This is a genomic window from Palleniella muris (genome assembly GCF_004792655.1).
Classification (GTDB): Bacteria; Bacteroidota; Bacteroidia; order Bacteroidales; family Bacteroidaceae; genus Prevotella; species Prevotella muris_A.
In genome coordinates, this window is sequence record NZ_SRZC01000010.1 from 1 (window position 1) to 22,674 (window position 22,674).

Genomic DNA, 22,674 nt, shown 5'->3' on the forward strand with positions numbered 1-22,674 from the left:
TATTATGGGCGGTGCATCCGCCTCCACACAACAAAGCGCACTTGCAGGTGCTGCATGCCTGATGTTTGGAAATGTTGTCCTCATGCCAGTAGTTTAGACGCTGCTCATCCCATACAGGCACTCTGCCGGAATAGTCGCCGATGCAATAGTCGCGCTCACCTATAACCTCCCAGCAAGGATAAATCTTGAAAAACGGGTCGAACACATAGCCGCCTATTTGGGAAGAACAGAATGTCGACCTGTATGGCAACGGAGTCTGTTTGTATATGGAGCGGTAGATTTTGCCATAAGTGGCATAGTCATGGCATCCATATTCAAAATCAAGGCTTTCGTGTTTCTTTATGAATTCTTTTTGCGAAAGGAATGCCTGTTTGTCCTTATTGTCAAGCGACTCGTCAAAGTTCTCAAGACGTGCGGAATCTATGGCAAACTTCTTATGCTTGGTGTACCCAAGCGCATCGAAACAATCTTTCAGCTCCTTCAGTTGTGGGAAATTGTTCCTGTCGGTGTTGAAGCGTATTGTGATGGCAATATCCTTGTCAATGGCCATGCCGATATTGTCAACAATCTTCTTGAATGTCGGAACACCATCCTTATGCAGCCGTTTTTGGTTGTGCATGTCCTCTGTGCCGTCTATTGTTATCTGCAAGGACCTTATCTTGTCCGGTGCCAACAGGTGGACAAATGCGTCAAGGTCATAGCCGTTGGTTATGGCACTGAACGTGAAGCCGGCTTCCGCGCCCTTCGCCACTATGTATTCCACCAGCTCCGAATTTTCCTTCAGCAGCGGCTCGCCGCCAAACAGCACTATATGCTTGCTTTCGCGCTGCTTGCTTTTCTGTATCTCCCTGATTGCCAAGAACGCTTTGTCCACCATCTCCATGGTCATGGCATGTCTTTTATGCGTTCCTTTCACAAGTTCGCGCTCAAAACAATAAGGACATCTGAAATTGCAGTCGTAGGTGACTACAAAAGTGTAGGAGGCGTAAAGCAGCATATCCTTCTTGTGCAAGGCAACAGCCATACGGCGGAAATAGTCGTTCTCCTCCTCTTGTGACAGTCGGGTAAGGTATCGCCTGTTTGCAAGCCCTTCAAAAAGCTCGGAACCGAAATCGGAACAAGAAACAGACTCCCTGCTTCTCAACATATCGGCAACGGAACGAGGTACAATGTCTATGGAGCCGGCATATCCATGCAGCAGCATAACGCTGTCATCGTCCAAATCTACAAATATGATGTATGAGGAAACTCGCAGCATAGTAATAGTTAAGGTTTTAATTTGTTCATTTCACAGACTCTTCGATATAGATGTCACCCGAAGCAGGTGTTACACTTATAACACAATCACCCGAGGGTAGTGTTTCAAAAAAGTGGGTCTGGACTTGCTATTTTGAGGTAACGCTGCAAAGGTAGTGATTATTTTGAAGATTGATACTATATTGCTGGCTTTTTTTTTGTGATTTTACGCAAATTCGGGACAAAAACACCCCTAAAAAGTTGCAGCTTTCTTGATTTTTCCAAATGCACAGCCTTCGGTTTTGCGTGCAAAGAACTCTGCCTTTGCATGGTCATCATGATTCAAATGCATCCCGCTTATATTGGATGATACAGTGGCATACGATATTGGTATATTGCATGTTTAGCAATTCAGGCATTTCAAGAATGTGTTTCAAATAAAGCTCAGAGCTGTCCCGTTGGTGCAAAGTTTGCTTGTCCGTCTTGGAAGTTGGATTCACTATGTCCTTCGTTGTCATCGCTGCGCTTGCGCTCTATCACAGGCACTTGCGATTCTCATAACGGAATCGTATGAATTATGTAGATAGACATGAGCGTGACGAAATTATAATAATATGTGGAGCTGTAACTATTCTGCGGACTTAACCATATCATCTAAAGCACCGTGAAACGGTGATTCACACACACAGTTGAGGTGTGCTTTGCTTCCATGAGGCACACATCAGCTATGGGTGGGGCTGTGTCAAAATGCAAATTCCAAGAATTTCAACTTTCATGATGTAAGTACATCTCTGTAAGATAGAAAACAACAATTAGCAGAACAACAATTTTCTATAAGCCTACCGCGTAGCGGTTGAAGATAGTAGCCGTGGGTCGCAACCCACGGGAGATAGATGCAAGTGGTTAATCGCGACCGATTTATCGGTCGAATAAAGGGAAACGTGCTCACTATTCGACCGATAAATCGGTCGGTTGTAGATATTTTGATTACAATCCGTGGGTTGCGACCCACGGCTACTGTATCGTCACCGCTGACGCGGTTCTCCTGCACAGGGCCTGCTAATCGAATGCAAAGGTAAAGCTACAATCTTCAGCCGCTGATGCGGTTTCCCCCTACAAATTGTCTGCTAACTGAATGCAAAGGTAAAGTTAATGAAGAGTCACCGTTTCACGGTGCTTTTTATGGCATTTTTGGGTTTTATATGATAGCGCAAATTCGGCAGAACAACGAAAAACGCTGCCAAAGCACCGTGAAACGGTGTTGTGGTTGGGATATATTTGTCCGCTGAATACAGGCTTCATGAGGATAATCTGCATTAATCTTCAGAATCCGCATGAGGACATGCTCTGATACATTATTGTTGGTACGAAAATGCATATTTCGTACTGTGAAAAAACAAATAGCCCCCTTTATGATAACATTTTTATAATGCGTGGTAACATATTGTATCTTATTGAAAACAATATTTTTATGTTATATGAAGAATTTTGCCTAATTTTGCAACGGAAATCAAAACCTAACGAATTATTCTTATGCATCTATTCAGAAATGCTATTTTGTTTTCAGCATTGGCAGCGGTGTTGCCGATGCAGGCAAGCGATAAGTATGAGCAGGTACAGAACGGTATCGTGCTGCATACGCAGGCAGGGCAGAATGTCCGCGTCGAGCTTCTCGGTGACAAGCTGGCGAGAGTGTCGGCAGTGCCGGAGGGTGGAAGATTCACAGGCGGCAAGAGCCTTGTGGTTCTTCCCCAAGGCAAGTATTCTGCCTTCTCCACAAAGGACGAGGGCAACCGTGTGGTGCTGAAAACCCCTGCAATGAATGTGGCGGTGAACTACTCCGACGGTCAGGTGAGCTTCTACGACAGCAAGGGAAGGCTGCTGCTTGCGGAGAACAACGGAGGAAGGAGCTTCAAGCCGATAACGGTGGAAGGCACAAAAGCCTACACCGTCACCCAGACATGGGCGTCGCCTGACGACCAAGAGGGACTTTACGGACTCGGACAGCATCAGGCTAACGAATGGAACTACAAGGGAAAGAACGAGGAACTCTTCCAGTATAACACAAAGGTCTCTGTGCCTTTCGTCGTTTCCACAGGAGGCTATGGCGTGCTGTGGGACAGCTATTCATTGTGCCGTTTCGGCAATCCTGACGACTATCTGCAGCTTGGCGAAGCCTTCACATTATATGATAAGGAGGGAAAGAAGGGCAATCTCACCGGAACATACACAGCCAAGGACGGCACAACCCTTGTAAAACAGGAGCCGAACATATACTTTGAGCACTTGAAACGCGGTGACCTTGCACACGTGGTGAATCTCCCTGAGGATTTCCAATTCAATGGTTCAAAGGTTGTCTATGAGGGAGAAATCGAGGCGGATGCCACAGGAACGTTTGACTTTATCCTCTATTACTCAGGTTATCAGAAGGTCTACATCGACAACAAACTGCTTGTCCCCGAACGCTGGCGCACGGCATGGAATCCAAACAGCTATAAGTTCTCCGCCAAACTTGTGAAGGGCAAGCGCACTCCGGTACGCATAGAATGGACTCCTAACGGCGGAGTGGCTTACTGCGGACTGCGTGTCTACAAGCCTGTCACTGACGATGTGAAGAACCAGATGCGCTGGTGGGGCGAGATGCAGGACATGATAGACTACTATTTCATTGCCGGCGACAATATGGATGACGTAATCCACGGCTACCGCACGCTGACGGGCAAGGCTCAGGTCATGCCGCGCTGGGCTATGGGCTACTGGCAGAGCCGTGAGAAATACAACACTCAGGAGGAGGTGCTCTCCACGCTGAAGGAGTACCGCAAGCGTCAGATTCCTATCGACAACATTGTCATCGACTGGCTTCATTGGAAGGAAAATTCATGGGGAAGCCATGAGTTTGACCGCAAACGCTTCCCGAATCCGAAGCAGATGGTGGACGACATACACAACATGGGTGGACGAGTGATGATTTCCGTATGGCCGAAATTCTATGCCACCACGGAGCATTACAAGGAGTTTGACCGCAAAGGCTGGATGTACAAGCTGGCTGTCAAGGACTCCATACGTGACTGGGTGGGACCGGGCTACCTGGGTTCTTTCTATGATGCTTACAGTGCCGGAGCGCGCAAACTGTTCTGGTCACAGATGAAAGACCATTATTATCCTCTCGGAATAGATGCTTGGTGGATGGACGCTTCCGAACCGAACATACGCGACTGTGTGGACATACAGTATCGCAAAGACCTTTGCACGCCTACCGCTCTCGGGCCTTCGGCAAAATATTTCAATGCTTATGCACTGATGAATGCTGAGGCTATCTACGACGGACAGCGCACAACGACAGCCGACGACAAGCGCGTCTTCCTCCTCACACGTTCGGGATTTGCAGGTCAGCAGCGTTATTCCACCGCCACATGGAGCGGTGACATTGCCACCCGTTGGGAGGATATGCGTGCCCAACTGACGGCAGGACTGAACTTTGCCGTCAGCGGTATTCCGTTCTGGACAATGGACATCGGCGGCTTCTGTGTCGAAGACCGTTATGTTGCAGCACAGAAGGAGTTCTACACCACAGGCACTGAGAACGCCGACCTGAAGGAGTGGCGTGAGCTTAACACACGCTGGTTCCAGTTTGGTGCGTTCTGTCCGCTCTACCGTGCCCACGGACAGTGGCCTTTCCGTGAGATTTTCAACATCGCGCCGGAGACACATCCTGCTTACGAGTCAATGACTTACTACACAAAACTGCGTTACAGTCTGATGCCGTACATCTATTCCCTGAACGGCATGGTGCATTTCAACGACTACACAATGATGCGTCCGCTGGTGATGGACTTCACGGCTGATGTGCGCACCCGTGATGTTTGGGATCAGTTCATGTTCGGTCCTGCGCTTATGGCAGCCCCTGTCACGGAGTACAACGCTCGCAAGCGTGATGTCTGTTTCCCACAAGGCGAGGTGTGGTACGACTTCTATACCGGCAAGAGCATCACAGGTGGCGACATGAAAACCGTTGATGCGCCGTATTCACGCATGCCGTTGTATGTGCGCGGCGGTTCGATTGTACCTTTCGGTCCTGACATTCAGTGGAGTGACCAGAAGCCTGCCGAGGAGATTAAGCTGTACGTTTATGCAGGCAAGGACGGCAAGTTCACGCTTTACGAGGACGAGAACAACAATTACAATTACGAGAAAGGCGCATATGCGACAATAGATTTCCTGTGGAATGATGCCGCTTCCACGCTCACCATAGGTGCACGCAAAGGAAAGTTCCCGGGAATGCTTGCCAAGCGGACATTCACCATTGTGAAGGTTGACCGCAACAATCCTGCCTCTTTCGACACAATGCCGGAAGGAAAGAAAATAGAATATGGCGGCAAGAAAGTCTCTGTGAAACTGTAAATGGTTACTTATCTTTTTATAATACTATGAATATAAGTAAGGTTTGGTTAGTTCTGATAGTTTCGCTCTGTACCCTGGTTGCTCAGGGTGCAGAGCCTTCTTGTCCCATGGACTTGCGTGTACGGAACTTTAACAGTGGCTGGAAATTCTGTCTTGGTGATTCGCCTGAGGCAAAGGAAACCACATACGATGACAGCGGATGGCGTGCACTCTCGCTGCCACATGACTGGGCGATAGAGGGCAGTTTTTCACTCGATAACCCTTCGGGAACGGGTGGCGGTGCATTGCCGGGTGGCATAGGGTGGTACAGAAAGACATTCCGCCTGCCGGAAAACATTGCCGGCAAGCGTGTGTTTGTTGACTTTGATGGCGCATACATGAATGCTTCCGTCTTTGTGAACGGCACTTTTCTCGGCACTCGCCCTTACGGCTACGCATCGTTCAGCTATGACATGACCGGTTGCTTGTCCGCCGGCGGCAGTGAGAGTGTCATTGCCGTGCGCATTGACAATGCCGAGCAGCCCAACTCACGGTGGTACTCCGGCTGCGGAATCTATAGGAATGTGTGGCTGCGGATTGTGGATGAGGTGCATATTCCTAAAGACGGGACATTTGTAATGTCCGAGGGCAGCATGCTGAACGTAGAGACCAACATCGAAAACCTTTCACAAAAGAACCGGAAAGTGCGCCTTGTGACAACCGTCATCGATGCCGGCGGCAAGGAAGTTGCGAGCGTTTCCTCTGGCAAAAAACTGCCGAAGGGCAAGTGTACCGTGGCAAAACAGTCGGTGAATGTCCGCAATCCGAAACTGTGGGATGTGGATTCTCCTAACCTTTACACTGTCGTTTCTTCCGTGATTGACAGCAAGACGGGCAAGACTCTTGACACTTACACGACCACAACAGGCTTCCGCACGTTCCGTTTCGATGCCGTGAAAGGCTTCTCGCTTAACGGCAAGGCAATGAAAATCAACGGTGTGTGCATGCATCATGATGCCGGTGCGCTTGGTGCTGTTGTCAATACGGCAGCCATAACACGCCAACTGAGAATGCTTAAAGACATGGGCTGCAATGCCATACGCTGCACCCATAACCCTCCTGCGCCGGAGTTGCTTGACCTTTGCGACAGAATGGGTTTCCTCGTCATGGACGAAAGTTTCGACATGTGGCGCAAACGCAAGAGCGCGCACGACTATTCCAGATATTTCGACGAATGGCATGAGCGCGACCTTGACGACCTTGTGCGCCGTGACCGCAATCATCCTTCTGTGATAATGTGGAGCATCGGCAATGAGGTTCTTGAGCAATGGAGTGACGCAAAGGCAGACACTCTGAGCCTTGCCGAGGCGAATCTGATACTGAATTTCGGGCATTCAAAAGACCAACTGGCAGGGGAAGGCGAGGAAATGTCCGTCAATTCCCTCATTACGGCAAAACTCGCCAACCGTGTGCGCGCACTTGACACGACACGCCCCATTACCGCAGGATGCAACGAGCCTAATCCGGGAAACCACCTTTTCCGCTCAAACGCCCTTGACATAATAGGGTTCAACTACCACGACGATTGGTTCAAGGATGTGCCGAAGAACTTTCCGGGAAAGCCTTTCAACATCACCGAGAGTGTCTCCGCCCTCATGACGCGCGGCTATTACCGTATGCCGGCAGACACGATGTTCGTATGGCCGGAGCGTTGGGACAAGCCTTTCTTCGACTCTTCATTGTCCTGCTCTTCGTATGACAACTGCCATGTGCCGTGGGGAAACACCCATGAGGGCACGATGAAGCATGTGCGTGACAATGAGTTTATTACGGGGCAGTTCGTGTGGACGGGCTTTGACTACCTCGGTGAGCCTACTCCGTACGGCTGGCCCGCACGAAGCAGCTATTTCGGCATTATCGACCTCGCCGGTTTCCCTAAGGATGTCTACTATCTTTACCAAAGCGAATGGCAGAGGGAGAAGACTGTCCTGCACCTTTTCCCACACTGGAATTGGGAGGAAGGCAGGGAGGTGGACGTCTGGGCGTACTACAACAATGCCGACGAAGTGGAGCTTTTCCTCAATGGAGCATCACAAGGAATTTCCCGAAAGACAGACGACCGTCTGCACGCTGCGTGGAAAGTGAGGTTCGAGCCGGGCACACTGACGGCTGTAAGCAGGAAGGATGGTGTGGAGATTGCACGCAAAGAGGTGCGCACGGCAGGGCTTCCTCACCATCTGCGCCTTACGCCTGACAGGGCGGAGATTGCCGCTGACGGCACAGACCTCTGCTACATCACTGCGGAAGTGGTGGACAAGGACGGTATGGTTTGTCCTTGGGCGACGGACAAAATAACATTCTCCGTCGAAGGGACAGCCTTCAATGCCGGTGTGGACAACGGCAGCCCTATATCCCATGAGCCTTTCAAGGCAGACTCGCGCAAGGCTTTCTACGGCAAAGCCCTGCTTATCGTCCAAAGCAATGGCAGCGAAGGCGTTTGCAAAATAAAGGCTTCTGCGCCCGGACTTGAATCGGTTGGAATAAACATCAAAACAAAATAACTGAGATATGAACAAGAAACTATTCATTTCGGCATTATGCGCCATGAACGCCGCATTATGCTTCTCGCAGACTCCTGTCTATCTTGACCGCAACGCAAAGATAGAAGACCGCGTGGAGGATGCACTCTCAAGAATGACTCTCGAGGAGAAAGTAGCACTCAGTCATGCACAAAGCAAGTTCTCAACAGCAGGTGTGGCACGTCTCGGAATCCCTGAACTGTGGATGAGCGACGGACCTCACGGCGTGCGTGCGGAGATTAATTGGAACGATTGGGGCTATGCCAACCATACCAATGACTCCGTGACGGCATTCCCGGCACTCACCGCGCTGGCTGCGACATGGAACCCTGAGATGTCTGCCCTCTACGGAAAAGCAATCGGCGAGGAGGCTCTCTACCGTGAGAAGGATGTGCTCCTTGGTCCCGGTGTGAACATCTATCGCAGCCCGCTCAACGGACGCAACTTCGAGTATATGGGCGAAGACCCTTGCCTTGCAGGGACAATGGTTGTGCCTTATGTCAGGGAATTGCAGAAGAACGGTGTCGCTGCCTGTGTGAAGCACTTCGCTTTGAACAATCAGGAACAGTGGCGCGGTACGGTGGATGTTGTGCTCAGCGACCGCGCACTGTACGAGATTTATCTTCCGGCATTCAGGAAAGCCGTTGTCGACGGTGGCGCATGGAGCGTGATGGGTTCTTACAACAAGATTTGGGGACAGTACTGCTGCCACAATTCGCGCTTGCTTAACGACATCCTGCGTGGCGAATGGGGCTTCAAAGGTTGCGTAATAACCGACTGGGGCGGTGCCCATGACACTCGCGAGGCTGCTCTCAACGGTCTTGAAATAGAGATGGGAACCTATACAAACGGTCTTACCTCGGAGAGCAAATTCGGCTATAACAACTATTATCTGGCAGACGGTTATCTTGAAATGATTAAGAAAGGTGAGGTTCCTATGGATGTTGTCAACGAGAAGGCACGCCGTATACTCCGCCTGATATTCCGCACTGCGATGAACACCGGCAAGCCTTTCGGTTCGCTTTGCACACCGGAGCATTATGCTGCTGCCAAGAAAATCGGTGACGAGTCTGTCGTATTGCTTAAGAACACCGGTATACTTCCTCTGTCAACGGATTTCAATGGCACAATACTTGTTGTCGGTGAGAATGCCACACGCCGCCTTACCGACGGCGGAGGCTCATCGGAACTGAAGCCGAAGGATTACATTTCACCGCTTGCTGCATTGCAGGAGGTCTACGGAGAGGGTAGGGTAAAGTATGCGAAAGGCTACACTTCAGGCCGTGCCATGTATGAGCATGCGGACGTTATCCCACAGAATGTCAGCGACTCTTTGGTCAATGAGGCTCTGCAAATGGCAAAAAGTGCTGATGTGGTCATATTCATCGGCGGACTCAACAAGAACGCTTGGCAGGATTGCGAGTCCACTGACCGCAAGTCCTACAACCTTCCTTACGGTCAGGATGCTCTCATCGAGAAGTTGCTGGCAATAAACCCGAAAGTAATCATCGCAAACATCTCGGGCAACGCCTATGCCATGCCGTGGGTGAAAAAAGTGCCGGCGATTCTCCATGCGTCCTATCTTGGCACAATGGGCGGTGCATCTATGGCTGACGTAATCTCAGGAAAGGTCAATCCGTCAGGCAAACTGCCTTACTCTATCCCTGCAAAACTGGAGGACTGCGGTGCAAACTCTTTTGGCAAACCGGCATTCCCGGGAGTGGAAAGCAGCACGGATGATGTTGTGGCAATCCCGGGTTCGGTGCTCAATGGCGGACGCAATCCGAAGGTGGAGTACAAGGAGGACATCCTTGTCGGCTACCGTTGGCATGACACAAAGAAGATTCCGGCACTCTATCCTTTCGGCCACGGACTGAGCTACACTGCCTTTGCTTATGGCAAACCGTCACTTTCCGCAAAGACAATCGCTGACGGCGAGGCTGTGAAAGTGGCTGTTTCTGTCACCAATACCGGAAAAGTTGACGGCAGCGAGGTCGTTCAGCTGTATATCGGTGATGACAAGGCTTCCGTTCTTCGCCCTCTGAAAGAGCTTAAAGGCTTTAAGAAACTCGCCCTGAAATCCGGAGAAACGGCACAGGCGGAGTTCACAATCACTGTCGATGACCTTAAGTTCTTCGATGAGAAAGCTCACGAATGGACTGCCGAAGAAGGAAAGTTCACTATCTACATAGGCTCTTCCTCAACCGACATCCGTGGCAAGGCGCAGCTTGCTTATAAGAAATAACTTATACTGAAACATCAACTAACGTGAGCTCGATAGTTGCTAATTCGTTGGGCTCACGTTATTTAGAAATGAGTTTTATCACACCGAGGAACATTAAATTGTGAAAGGCAGTGCATGTGTTCCGGATGCTGATGGTTGCAACAAAAATATGTCTGAGTTTTCTGATTGTTTTTCAATCACAAGGTGGAAGGTAACGCCTTTTTCCCCGGAAAGTATGCTTCCGCAGTGTGCAAGGTAACCTTCCGCATTGTAAAGAATAGCCTTTTGCAGCACAAAAGATAACCTTTCACACTGCAAAACGATACGAAAAGCACTGCAATCCGTTACCAAAAACGAATTAAAAGGTAACGAATTGCAGTGCTTTTTTTTGCTTTGTAATCTTGCAAAGTGTGTAACTTGTTGATTTGTAATGGTATTGCAGAAAGGTGGAATTCAGGCGATATTTCCAACTTTTCCTTTTGAATTTGTTTTTTCGCGATTCTCAGAGGGCAAAAACAGCGTGAGTTTTCTAATTCTTGTGTTTAAGCAACCACTGATTTGCACCTAAAGCAACCCTTCTTCAAACGCTGATGCGGTTCCTTTTCATGGGATACACTTTCTGACTTTTATGGTCAAACAAAATTGATTTGCGAAAACACTCATACCTTATTGTCAACATCTCCATGCAAAGTGTGGCAGAGCCACAACCCTTATGGTAACCTCCAGCTTTAGCCGTGAGGACAGTCAAGCGACTCAAACGCTGTGTGGTGGAACCACACTCCTTTATGCCGAATACACACAGACGGCACGCCCCTCAACAATCCACTTTCATACGATTGTGCGAAGATGAATCATAAAGGAGTGTGGCGCTGCCACACGTTATGTATGGACTATTCCCTACCGCAGGGCTGAAGCCCGCGGTTACCATAAGGGCTGTGGCTCCGCCACACTTTGCACGACAGTTACTGTAGGACATGGGAATTATACAAAAATGTAGTCATTGGGTAATTGGAAAACCATGAGCAATGCACTTGCATATTTTTGCAAATCTATTCAGTCTTACTATAATATCTTACGTGAATGACTTTATTTCTTCATCTCACGGTGATAAATAGCGACGGTGGTGAGGAAATACACTGCCGTCTGCACCCACAAGGCTGTGATTTCCGGACTAATGTCCTCTATCCTTGCACCCATGGAGTTCATGGCAATGAAGCCTTTTATGCCGAAAGTGCTGGGGAAAAGGTAGCTCAGCCATCTCCAAAATTCCGGTATGCTGCTTGCCGGCCATGACACTCCTGCTATGAAAAGCAGTGGCACACTTGTGAAAACAACAATGAGAAAAACGTCCTCACGCCGGCGGATGATGCTCATTGTAGTCATGCCAAAGAAGATGCATGACATGAGGAAAGGCAGGATAAAGAGCAGAAAATCTTTCCAATAGATGATGCTCACGAAAGAGAACATCTTCGGAATGACGAGCAGGATGTAAGTGGCGAGCACCGTGTAAAGCAGGATATACGCCATCCACCTTCCTCCTATTACCTTCAGCGAGTTGCTGTACAGAGGGTTTCGCGGTATGATTCTGCCGTTTTCCTCACGCGTTGTGCCGATGAAAAGTCCCATACCGAGCAGCAGAGTCTGTTGCAGGATGAGTATAAGGACTCCCGGCAGGATGAAGTTTCCGTAACCACCAGTAGTGTTGAATATGGGCACTTCCTCAACATTCAACGGCTGTGTCGCCACTTCGTCCTCACGTGTGGTGTGGTTGCCGAGTAGCTTTGTTTGTATTTCCGCTCCCATAAGTCCTTGGACAGTGGTAGCAGTCTGGTAGACATTCTTGTAGGCGAGCATCAGTGACATATCGCAATAGACGCCTACCGTCGCCTGTTCCATTCGGTTGATGCGCTTTGCGAAATCCTCAGGGAAATAGAGCACGCCATAAGCCTTCTGATGACCGACGATGTCTTGCGCCTCTTTCAGGTTGTTGGCATAGCAGCATACTTTCACAGACGGTGAGGCATCGTACATCTGAATGAACTTGCGGCTTTGCGAGGAGTGGCTCTTGTCGACAATGACAACCGGCACTTCGTGCACGACCTCATTGTTGTACACCCAGGAATAAAGCACGGGATAGGCAAGGGGGATTAGCAAAAGGATGAGCAGCATGCCCTCGTCCTTGAGCATACTTGTCACTTCCTGCTGCCAGATAGCACAGATTTGCCGTATATGTCCGAATATTTTGTTCACGCTTTTCCTCCTTTCATTTGACATAGATATATTCCTCGAATGCCTTTTTTATCCTGTTTATGAACAGCAATGGCATAAGGGCAAAGACAAGAAGTGTGGCAATGTGCAGCCATGAGTCTGCCAAAGGATAGCCGTTGAAGATGTTAAGAGAGTAGACAAGCCAATAGTGGCGCATCGGGAAAAGCCATGCAAGGGCTTCCAAAGGAGCATCCATGGCGAAGGCAGGGAATGCCGCTCCTATCATGGAAAAGCTGAGCACGCCCCACAGGGAGCATACGCTCATTGACATGCGCATGGAGGGCATTAGTCCGAAGATGGCAATTCCGAAGCCTTGTCCTGCAAGCACACCGAGCACATTGAGGACAAGAATCCACGTGAGACCGCCTTCATGGGTGAATCCGAGCATTCCGAAGAGGTAGAATGCATGGATGAGCATCATTGCAATGAACAGCAATGTCTGTGGCAGCAGTTTGCCTGCGGTGGCAATAAAGGCATTTCCCCCGGCACGTTCCATAAGTTCTTTTCCGCAGCCCTCTTTCAGTTCTGTTCCTAAGGTGTAGGTGGTAAGAATCATTATGAAGAGCATGATTGCCGCCGGAATGAGCATTGTGGAGAGGTAAAGGTTATAGCTTGTGACAGGGTTGTTCACAAGATGTGTGTCCAAGGTAATCGGTTGCAGGAACGCCATTGTCTGTTTCTCTGTGAATCCCTTTGCCCGCATTGTCGCCTGCCCCACGGCAGCTCCGGCAAGAGTGGTGACAGTCTTGAGGTCACGGAAGAGCAATGCCCCTGCTGTCAGTGAGGTGTTGGAGTAGTAGAACGACACTGTCGGTTGGCGTGCCGCAAGGAGTTTCTCGGTCGTTCCTTGCGGAATATACAGGAAAGCGTATATCTCGCCATGCTGTATCGCCTTTCGCGCTTCGCTTGCCGAAGGATAATACGCCACGACGTGTGAGGTCTGCATGCCGTCAAGGCGGCGTACGATGGCGCGTGTGGTGGAAGAGTTGTCCAAATCCACCACTCCCACAGGCATATCCTGTGGCTGTCCTTCGCTCATGAGTGATGTGAAGAACAGCATTACAATCAGTGGCAGGACAACCATACTGAGCAGATAGATAGGGTTCTTCCTTATCTTTCCGCATTCGCGCAGCATTATGTCAGCAAGTCTTCTCAATGGTTTTGTCTCGTTTTTTTATGCCATCCCACGATTGTTGTGTGGGGTTGTGTTTTGTGGAACCGTACTATGCTTATTTCTTTACAAGTGTCATGCCCGGGCGCAAGCCGTCAAACGGGTTGAGAGGGCGTGCCTTTACCTCGAATGTCTTGAGGTCATACTGTCCGTTGGACTTTGTCGCCTTCCATGTGGCGTAAGAGCCTTGGTCCTTGATATAGTAGACCTTCATTTGGAGTTCTTTGCCGAATGCCGGGCAGAAAGCTGCGAATGTGTCACCGACTTTCATGCCGTTCAGCTGGTCCTCACGTATGTTGAAAGTGGCATAAATGTCCTTCATCATGGATATTGTCATGATAGGGGAGCCCGTGCCAACGAGCTCTCCGAGTTTCGGATAGATGTCGCTGACCTCACCGTCCATCTGTGCTATCTGTACAGTTTCGTGCATATAAGCCTCCACTTCCTGCACAGCACCTTTGGCACGGTTGACCTGTGCCGCAGCAGCACGCTTCTCTTCCTTTCTCGCACCGTTGACCGCCATGTCGTACTGGCTCTTTGCCGCCTTCATCTGTGCCTCCATAGCCTTGTATGCAGCGTAAGTCTCGTCACGCTTCTGGGCTGTCACCACACCCTCGTCAAACAGCCTTTGGATGCGCTCATAGCTTTTCCTTGCCACGTCGGCGCCGGCTTTTGCCTGCTGGAAAAGCTCATAGGCACCGCGTATCTGCTCTTGGCGCGCACCTGCCTGTGCCATGTCAGACAGAGCCTGTGCCGCATCGTCGGCACTTTCCGCCTGTGCCTTCTTTGCTTTTATCTCCGGACTGTCGAGGATGGCGAGAGTGTCTCCTGCCTTCACATAGTCACCCTCCTTGACGCAAAGTTCCAGGATGCGTCCCGGGACTTTGCTTGACACACGGTATTCTTCCACTTCTATCTCGCCCTGAATCTCTTCCTTTGCCGTGCCGATTGTGAAATAACCAATCGCGCCTACTACAAGAACCACGAGTACGAATGCCACCACTGCAAGCATCACACTCTTATTTTGCTGCTTCTCGTTCATATCTTTGTAATTTTGTTTTTCGGTGTTTTTTGTTTTGAAAATCCATACTGCTGTTGCATTTGCGGCATTATTCCAACATGCCCTGTGCTTTCTGCAACGACAGTTGGCTCATCCTTACGTCAATCTCGGCGTCAATCTTCTGGCTCTTAGCCTGATACCATGCCGTCTGTGCCCCTATGACATCCGTGGAACTTATCACCCCCTCCTTGAAACCGAGGGTGGCGCAACGCAGGTTCTCCTCCGCACTGTCGATGTTCTTCTCAGCCATTGCGAGCCGCTTGTTAGCTTCGCTGAGTTTGAATTTCTGTTGGTTTATCTGGAGTTCAATCTTTTCTTTCGCTTCGGCAAGCTCATATTCCGCCATTGTCGTGGCAGCCTTTGAGGCACGCACCTTATAAGTTCCCTCAAACCAGTTCCATACGGGCACGCGGAAAATGACACCTACGTTCCATACACCGGAGAAGCGTTTCTCGAATCCGTTGTAGACATTCGGGTTGGAAACCATGTATCCGCCCGTGAGCATCACTTGCGGGAGGAATGCCGCACGGACAAGGTTTGTAGCCTGTTTCGACATGTCAATGGTGTTCTCGAGTATTTTTGTCTCGGTTCGGTTCTCTATGGCAGTCTTGGTGTCGATAGTCCTTTCGTCGACCAAGGCAATGTTTCCGCTGTTCTCGTCGGCAAGGGTTATGTTGGAATCAAGCGGCAGACCGCATTGCTGGCATAGGAGCATCTTTGCCAATGCCACACCGTTCTCTGCCTGTGTGAGTGCTATCTCGCTCTCGTTGACTTTTACGGCGACTTTCAGTCCGTCGGCTGTTGTCGCCACACCCTCACGCACCATTTTCAGGACGTCACCATGAAGCTGTGTCACAAGTTTGTTGAACTGCTTCGCAAGCTCCTGCTTGTGGCGCAAAGAGACTACGAGCCAATAGACGTTGTCTATTTCGTAGACAGTCTCATGGGTTTGCTGTTGCAGCCCGTTCGCGGCAAGCTGCTCTTGGATGTCCGCCATTTTGTTGAGGGCTCTTATCGCTCCACCCATATATATAGGTTGTGTAAGCATGACGGAACCGGCGAACATCTGTCTTGTGTCTGTGCGGAAAGCCTCTGTTATGGCAGCGCCGACACTGTTGCCTTTCGTCTCTATGCCCATAGACTGCAAGTCCTGCATCAGTTTCTGTGCGAAGGCAGGAGAGATGGCACCGTTTGCGATGTAGGGACCGAGGAGGTTTTGCACCATTCCTCCCACACTGTTTGACATAGTTGTGCCAAAGTTGTTCAGGAAGGTCTTCTGCCCGTCGTTCAGGAGACTTACCTCCTTGCTCATCAGTTCGTAGCCGCCCAGTGCGGTGATGCGTGGCAGGTACTTCGTGCGTGCCGATTTGCGTATGTTCATAGCCACGTCTTTCTTCACCCGTCCGATGGCGAGCTGCCTGTTGTTGCTAAGTGCCAAAGCCCTGCAACTGTCCAGCGACAGCGTCTGCGAGGCGGCAGGCAGCGCGGAAAGTATCACGGCAATGTATAAGAGAGTTTGTTTAATTTCTTGCATAGGCTTCTCTTGTTTTTTGTTTTGCAGCATATATTGTGCAAAGATATTCAAAATTGTTTAAATCACAAGTTTTTTGATGTACAAGAAAAAGTATTTTTGGAGTTTTTAAAAGTTGTGCGGAAATATGGAACACATTTTTGTATTGAAGGAACAAAAGGTGAACTTATGTAATATGAAGTGCCGCGCCTTGTGTCGCAAAGTGACTCTTTGGGTTTTATTATATGTATGTTGCTGATTCTGATACGGTTCTGTTTTGTTGGGAGATGTGTGTTTTTCGTATGGGAAGGAGGTTGCCTGCCGGTCGGAATTGGGTTTGTGAGAAGTAGTTACAACGTAAAAATGGCTCATGTGAATGGATTTCCGCGAAATCACACGCGTCTCATAATACACATGAGCCAGTGAAGACACATTAAAGAAATATGTGCCGACTATAAAACTACCAACTAACTAACTTCATTCCATAAGTCCACATACATGAGTAACAGAACTGTTTTGCACTGTTCTTTCCATTGATGATGCGCACATCTTTCGGCATACTTTCCCGGTTATGTTGCATGTCGTTTATTATCAAAAAGGTGTTATCCTGAGAATTGTTCCAATCTCTAAACCTTAACCTAATACTCTCAAATACTCTCTGATACTATTTACCAACTATGAGACTTGTTATTTTTATCGCATGTGCAAAGGTAGCTTTTTTCAATCAAAGCAATAAAGAAAATGCAGAATAAAGTTGTTTTTTTGCAATGCAAGCGTTTGCATAAATGCTGTTTTTTGCATGCTATATGGACAATGTTCACATGTCGGCGATAAAGTTATATATACATAATGGTGTATTTAAAAAGAAATGTGGGAAACCAAGTCATAGGACTTGGCTTCCCACATTGATATTAATATATGCGAAATGGTGTGTCTTTTTGCCCCTTTTACGCACAGATATTTGCTTGATTAAGCCTCTGCGAGCTTGTTGAACTCGTCAAGAGTAACCTCTTTCTCCTCAAGTTTCACAATGCCTTTGAGAGCAGCAACGAGCTTCACGTCGAGGGCGCGCTCAACGAGAGAGTCGATGTTCTCGCGCTTCTTCATAATCTCCTGAACATAGTTGTCGAGGTACTCTTCTGGAACATTTGTCATGCCGTACTGAGCGAACTGCATCTTAGCCATCTCCTTAGCAGCATTCTTCACGTCCTCATCCTCAACCTTTATCTCCTGAGCCTGAGCGAGTTTGTTCTTCAGAAGGTGCCATGTGAGTTCCTTGATGCTTGCCTCGTAGTTCTTGTCAACATACTCCTGACCCTTGTCAGTGTTGTTTGCAAGCATGATTTTCTTCATGAGGTCGTCAGCATACTGAACGTCGCCCGCCTTCTTTATGGCAGCCTCGCGGATGTCGGCAAGGAACTTGAACTCTGAGTTCTGCTCCAACTGCCCCTTCAAATCCTCTGCGATGCGTGCACGGAAAGCAGCCTCGTCCTTGATTTCTGCTCCCGGGAAAGCCTGCTCAAAGAGTTCCTCGTCGATGGCATGTGGCTGGTAACGGCTGATTTCTGTCACCTGATAGCTGAAATCTCCCTCATAGATGACAGCCTGCTCCTTGCTCACCTTGAGAAGAGCAGCGAGTTCTGCGTCGTTCTCGTAAGCCTTGCGTGGGTTGAAAGTGATGATGTCTCCGAGCTTGATGTTTGCGAACTTGCCCTGCTCATCAGCGTTCTTGATGTACTTAGGCATGATGATAGCCTCTGTGAGGTTGATGCCCTCTTCCATGGTGTTGCCCTCGGCGTCAAGCTGACGGAGGTCGCCCTTGAGCATATCGTTGTCCTGGTACTCCTCAACCTTCTCGTAAGAGCCTGTACGGCTTGCGTACATCTGTGCCTGCTGGTCAACGAGTTCGTCAGTAACCTTTATTGTATAGTAAGGAACCTTTGTTCTTCCGTCGAATGTTACGTTAAGTTCAGGAGCGAGAGCTATGTCGAACACGAATGTGTATGGAGCCGGCTTCTCGAGGTCTATCTGCTCCTGTGACTCAGAAGGCATAGGCTCTCCGAGCATATCTATCTTCTCAGTCTGCACATATTCGTAGAGCTTCTGTCCCACGAGCTTGTTCAGTGTGTCAACGAGGACAGAAGGACCAATCTGGCGCTCTACCATGGCACGTGGTGCTTTGCCCGGACGGAATCCCGGAATGCTTGCACGCTTGCACTGCGCCTTGATAGTCTTGTCGTACTCGTTCTTGTAATCTGCTTCCTCAACGACGAGTGTCAGCTTGCCGCTGACCTTTGCAGAATTGTCAAATGTGATATTCATCTTTGTTTTGAGTATTTATTAATTTATTGTTGTTACAATCAGCCATGTGCCATGACATTATGCCCTTGAAACACGTTCCAAAGGCAAGAAGATGGCACATCTGAAATGCAAAATTACAAAGAAATACCGAATTATATGTTACTAACAATGTGTAATTCAATATTTTTAACTAATCAAATCATAATTCTTTGCCACCCTTTCCATGTTCTTCATTTTATTTTCGTAACTTTGCACCATGTTAGTCTTTAATTTTCTCAACCTCTTCGGACGCTACTGCATATTGATGGGGAGGACATTCTCCCGTCCGGAACGTCTGCGCATGTACTGGAAACAGTATGTGAAGGAGATGTCTGCACTCGGTGTCAACAGTATTGGCATCGTGCTTCTTATATCATTCTTCATCGGTGCGGTGATATGTATCCAGATGAAGCTCAACATCCAGTCGCCATGGATGCCACGGTGGGTCAGCGGATACACAACGCGTGAAATAATGCTCCTTGAGTTTTCGAGTTCCATAATGTGCCTTATCCTTGCGGGAAAGGTGGGTTCGAACATTGCGTCGGAACTCGGAACGATGCGCGTGACACAACAGATTGATGCGCTGGACATCATGGGAATCAATTCGGCAGCGTATCTCATTCTGCCTAAAATCCTCGGATTGCTGACACTCATGCCTGTGCTTGTCATCTTCGCCAACGGCATGGGATTCGTCGGTGCATACGCCACAGCATACATAGGGCATATCCTTTCGCCTGACGACCTTACACTCGGACTGCAACATCAGTTCAATCAATGGTTTGTGTGGATGTCCATCATAAAGAGCGAGTTCTTCGCCTTCATCATTGCCAGTGTTTCCTCCTACTGTGGCTACAGCGTGGAAGGCGGTTCTGTGGAAGTCGGCGATGCCTCAACCTCTGCCGTTGTGAGCAGTTCTGTGCTGATACTTTTCTCTGATGTTTTCCTGACAAACCTCTTAAGTTAAGATGATTGAAGTAAAGAACCTGCACAAGTCCTTTGGCGACAGAGAAGTGCTCAAAGGAATAGACGCAACATTCGAGAACGGCAAGACAAACCTTATAATCGGTCAGTCGGGCTCAGGAAAGACTGTGCTCATGAAGAACCTTGTCGGTCTCTTTGACCCTACCGAGGGCGAAGTGCTTTACGACGGCAGGAACTTCGTCACGATGTCCAAGGAGGAGCGTATTGCCATGCGCCGTGAAATGGGAATGATATTCCAGTCGGCAGCTCTTTTTGATTCGCTTTCCGTGCTTGAAAACGTGATGTTCCCTCTCGATATGTTCTCGAAAATGACACATCGCGAGCGTGTGAAGCGTGCGCAGGCATGCCTCGACCGTGTCGGTCTGATACAGGCGCAGGACAAGTTCCCGGGCGAAATCTCGGGAGGCATGCAGAAGCGTGTGGCCATTGCGCGTGCCATTGTGCTCAACCCGAAGTACCTTTTCTGTGACGAACCGAACTCCGGACTGGACCCTAAGACCTCGCTTGTCATTGATGAACTTCTTCACGGTATCACCGAGGATTTCAACATGACGACAATCATCAACACCCACGACATGAATTCTGTCATGGGAATCGGTGACAACATCCTCTTCATATATAATGGTGAGAAGGAATGGGTGGGTGACAAGACAATGGTAATGGAGTCGACAAACGAGAAACTTAATGACCTTGTCTTCGCTTCCGACCTCTTCAAGAAGGTCAAGGCGGCATACGTGAAACGTTGAACCTGACGTTTCTTCTTCTGCACATCGGCGCAAACAGGCCAACCATAATGACGACAGCACCGGACTCTTGCTTTTCAGAGTCCGGTGCTGTCTTTTTTTCAGTTGCCTGCAATAGGGATATTGCAGAATGAACCCTAACTGTGTGAAAATCAAGAAGTAAAGAAGGGAAAACAAAAGGTAACACTTTGCATGGTAAAGTGTTACCTTTTGCCATGTAAAGTGTTACCTTTCGCATAACGAATCGTTATCTTTCGCTAAATCGCCGGAACTGTTTGTGTTAACCACAGATAGCGCAGGTCATCCCAGCATGTGCAGGATGTTGTCGTGGCGGAGGGTTGCATGGATTTTCTTTCCCGATGGAGTGTAGTTGGAATTGGCACATTGGAAAAGGTCGCGTACAAGGTTGCGCATCTCATCCTCTGACAACACCTGACCGTGAGGGATGGCAGAGTTGCGCGCCATGGTTGCTGCAAGCGACGAATAGAGATTCTTTCCGGACAGTTCAGTGTCCTCGGCAGCTTCAACAGTCTGTGTGACAACTTTTGCCGCATTTATGCTGCTGAGTTCTCCGGGTACGGCATTGATGGCGTAGGTTCCGCCGCCAAGGTCGGAGAAATCAAAGCCGAGAGATTCCAGTTGGGGGATTATTGTTGGAAGGATGACCATTTCTGCCACAGAGAACTGTATCTTCTCCGGGAACAGCAATGGCTGTGAGGTATGCTTGCCACTTGCCAAAGATTCTTCATAACGCTCAAAGAGTATGCGCTCGTGGGCACGCTCTTGGTCAATGACCATCAGCCCTTGTGGCACGGATGTGAGGATATATGACCCTTTGTATTGGAAGCATGATGAAATGTCGTGTGCCGTATCGCTTGCCTTGGAAGACATGTTCTCCTCCGAATCGCCAAAGAGGTCATCGTCAAAAATGGAAGAATGAATCTCTGTATCCACCACATCCTGCCCTGAAACTGCATTATCGTAAAGAGAACTCCAGTCGGACGGCACGCTCTGCCTATGGTCTCTCGTTCCGGAACTGCCATGACTCGTGGTTTCTTTGAAAGGATTATACTGCGTATTGATAGCGATTGACGGCATGGAAATGTTCTCCATTTCTTCAAAGACAGGCATGTCCAGTTTTCCTTCTGTGTCAAAATCTATGGAAGGGATGTTGCTGAATCTGCCTACCGCCTCACGTACGGCAGCGGAGAGAATCTGCCACAGAGCCTGCTCATCCTGGAACTTTATCTCTGTCTTTGTAGGGTGGATGTTGACATCGATGTCTTTAGGGTCGACAGTGAAATAGATGAAGAACGGCACTTGTTCTCCCTGTGGGACAAGACGCTCATAGGCTTCCATCACCGCTTTCTGGAAATAAGGGTGGCGCATGTATCTGCCGTTGACAAAGAAATATTGCTGTGCCCCTTTCTTGCGTGCAGATTCCGGTTTGCCGACAAAGCCCTCTATCTTTCCGAGTGTTGTCTCCACATCGAGTGGCAGGAGGTGCTGTTTGAGTTTCTTTCCGAAGACATCTACGATGCGCTGGTGGAGAGACGAAGCACGAAGGTCGAAGAGTTTCTGGTTGTTGCTTTGCAGAGTGAATCCAATCTGTGGGTAGACGAGTGCGATGCGCTGGAATGCAGAGACCACATTGTTCAGTTCTGTTGTGTTTGATTTCAGGAATCTGCGGCGTACGGGCACATTATAGAATATGTTATCCACAATGAAATGGCATCCTTTCGAGCATGCTACCGGCGTTTGCGACACGAAACGTCCGCCGTCGATGCGCAATGAAATGCCGACAGTGTCATCCTCTTGGCGGGTCTTCAGCGTAACCTGTGCCACGGAGGCGATAGAGGGGAGGGCTTCTCCTCGGAAGCCCATTGTCTCAAGCGAGAAGAGGTCGTCCGCCTTGCGTATCTTTGATGTAGCATGACGCTCAAAGGCGAGGCGTGCATCGGTGACGGACATTCCCATGCCATTGTCAACGACCTGTATGGATGTGCGTCCTGCTTCGATGACCAGTACGTCTATCTGTGTCGCACCGGCATCAATGGCATTCTCCATCAGCTCCTTTATCACAGAGGCAGGGCGCTGCACCACCTCACCGGCCGCAATAAGGTTGGCTACTGTATCGGGAAGAAGTTGTATCTTGTCCATTGTCGTTCTGTTTGGGATTCTG

At 49.1% G+C, this 22,674-nt stretch carries 12 protein-coding genes; 5 read left to right on the top strand and 7 right to left on the bottom strand.

The window, feature by feature from the left end:
* Positions 1 to 1,258 (bottom strand): radical SAM/SPASM domain-containing protein (locus tag E5358_RS07060; RefSeq protein WP_135939533.1); only part of this gene is annotated, 1,258 nt, incomplete at its 3' end.
* 1,511 nt (positions 1,259 to 2,769) lie between these two features.
* Between E5358_RS07060 and E5358_RS07065 the strand changes: the two genes are divergently transcribed.
* From E5358_RS07065 to E5358_RS07075, 3 genes are read left to right on the top strand one after another with little or no spacing between them, the layout of a single operon-like run.
* A complete protein-coding gene (locus tag E5358_RS07065; protein ID WP_135939534.1) occupies positions 2,770 to 5,637 on the top strand; it encodes a TIM-barrel domain-containing protein in 2,868 nt (955 codons plus the stop codon).
* A 26-nt stretch (positions 5,638 to 5,663) separates the two neighbouring features.
* A complete protein-coding gene (locus tag E5358_RS07070; protein ID WP_422121068.1) occupies positions 5,664 to 8,177 on the top strand; it encodes a glycoside hydrolase family 2 TIM barrel-domain containing protein in 2,514 nt (837 codons plus the stop codon).
* Positions 8,178 to 8,184: 7 nt separating this feature from the next.
* Positions 8,185 to 10,440 (top strand): glycoside hydrolase family 3 C-terminal domain-containing protein, encoded by a 2,256-nt coding sequence (locus E5358_RS07075; RefSeq protein ID WP_135939536.1) that lies wholly within the window; start codon positions 8,185 to 8,187, stop codon positions 10,438 to 10,440.
* Between the two features lie 1,065 nt (positions 10,441 to 11,505).
* Here the strand turns inward: E5358_RS07075 and E5358_RS07080 are convergent.
* From E5358_RS07080 to tig, 5 genes are all read right to left on the bottom strand, one after another.
* On the bottom strand, positions 11,506 to 12,669 hold the full coding sequence (locus E5358_RS07080; RefSeq protein ID WP_168354608.1) for an ABC transporter permease: 1,164 nt from the start codon (positions 12,667 to 12,669) through the stop codon (positions 11,506 to 11,508).
* A 13-nt stretch (positions 12,670 to 12,682) separates the two neighbouring features.
* The gene (locus tag E5358_RS07085; protein WP_135939630.1) at positions 12,683 to 13,822 is read right to left on the bottom strand and encodes an ABC transporter permease; all 1,140 of its coding nucleotides are present in this window, start codon (positions 13,820 to 13,822) and stop codon (positions 12,683 to 12,685) included.
* A gap of 94 nt (positions 13,823 to 13,916) precedes the next feature.
* Positions 13,917 to 14,900: an HlyD family secretion protein gene (locus tag E5358_RS07090; RefSeq protein WP_135939538.1), complete on the bottom strand. Its 984-nt coding sequence runs from the start codon at positions 14,898 to 14,900 to the stop codon at positions 13,917 to 13,919.
* A 67-nt stretch (positions 14,901 to 14,967) separates the two neighbouring features.
* A complete protein-coding gene (locus E5358_RS07095) occupies positions 14,968 to 16,452 on the bottom strand; it encodes a TolC family protein (RefSeq protein ID WP_135939539.1) in 1,485 nt (494 codons plus the stop codon).
* Positions 16,453 to 17,397: 945 nt separating this feature from the next.
* Positions 17,398 to 18,750, bottom strand: a complete 1,353-nt coding sequence (gene tig, locus E5358_RS07100; protein WP_135939540.1) for a trigger factor — start codon at positions 18,748 to 18,750, stop codon at positions 17,398 to 17,400.
* Between the two features lie 235 nt (positions 18,751 to 18,985).
* On the opposite strand from tig, the gene E5358_RS07105 reads away from it, so the two are divergent.
* Both E5358_RS07105 and E5358_RS07110 read left to right on the top strand, forming a co-directional pair.
* Positions 18,986 to 19,732, top strand: a complete 747-nt coding sequence (locus E5358_RS07105; RefSeq protein WP_135939541.1) for an MlaE family ABC transporter permease — start codon at positions 18,986 to 18,988, stop codon at positions 19,730 to 19,732.
* A 1-nt stretch (position 19,733) separates the two neighbouring features.
* On the top strand, positions 19,734 to 20,495 hold the full coding sequence (locus E5358_RS07110; RefSeq protein ID WP_135939542.1) for an ABC transporter ATP-binding protein: 762 nt from the start codon (positions 19,734 to 19,736) through the stop codon (positions 20,493 to 20,495).
* A 297-nt stretch (positions 20,496 to 20,792) separates the two neighbouring features.
* Here E5358_RS07110 and mutL read toward each other — a convergent pair whose 3' ends face one another.
* Entirely contained in the window at positions 20,793 to 22,652 is a 1,860-nt protein-coding gene (mutL, locus tag E5358_RS07115; RefSeq protein ID WP_135939543.1) for a DNA mismatch repair endonuclease MutL, read from the bottom strand.
* Positions 22,653 to 22,674: the final 22 nt, after the last annotated feature.

Bases quoted from the DNA above. Each gene is read 5' to 3' on its own strand.
- E5358_RS07065 (WP_135939534.1), top strand. From the start codon at position 2,770: ATGCATCTATTCAGAAATGCTATTTTGTTTTCAGCATTGGCAGCGGTG.
- E5358_RS07070 (WP_422121068.1), top strand. From the start codon at position 5,664: ATGAATATAAGTAAGGTTTGGTTAGTTCTGATAGTTTCGCTCTGTACC.
- E5358_RS07075 (WP_135939536.1), top strand. From the start codon at position 8,185: ATGAACAAGAAACTATTCATTTCGGCATTATGCGCCATGAACGCCGCA.
- E5358_RS07085 (WP_135939630.1), bottom strand. From the start codon at position 13,822: ATGCTGCGCGAATGCGGAAAGATAAGGAAGAACCCTATCTATCTGCTC.
- E5358_RS07090 (WP_135939538.1), bottom strand. From the start codon at position 14,900: ATGAACGAGAAGCAGCAAAATAAGAGTGTGATGCTTGCAGTGGTGGCA.
- E5358_RS07095 (WP_135939539.1), bottom strand. From the start codon at position 16,452: ATGCAAGAAATTAAACAAACTCTCTTATACATTGCCGTGATACTTTCC.
- tig (WP_135939540.1), bottom strand. From the start codon at position 18,750: ATGAATATCACATTTGACAATTCTGCAAAGGTCAGCGGCAAGCTGACA.
- E5358_RS07105 (WP_135939541.1), top strand. From the start codon at position 18,986: ATGTTAGTCTTTAATTTTCTCAACCTCTTCGGACGCTACTGCATATTG.
- E5358_RS07110 (WP_135939542.1), top strand. From the start codon at position 19,734: ATGATTGAAGTAAAGAACCTGCACAAGTCCTTTGGCGACAGAGAAGTG.
- mutL (WP_135939543.1), bottom strand. From the start codon at position 22,652: ATGGACAAGATACAACTTCTTCCCGATACAGTAGCCAACCTTATTGCG.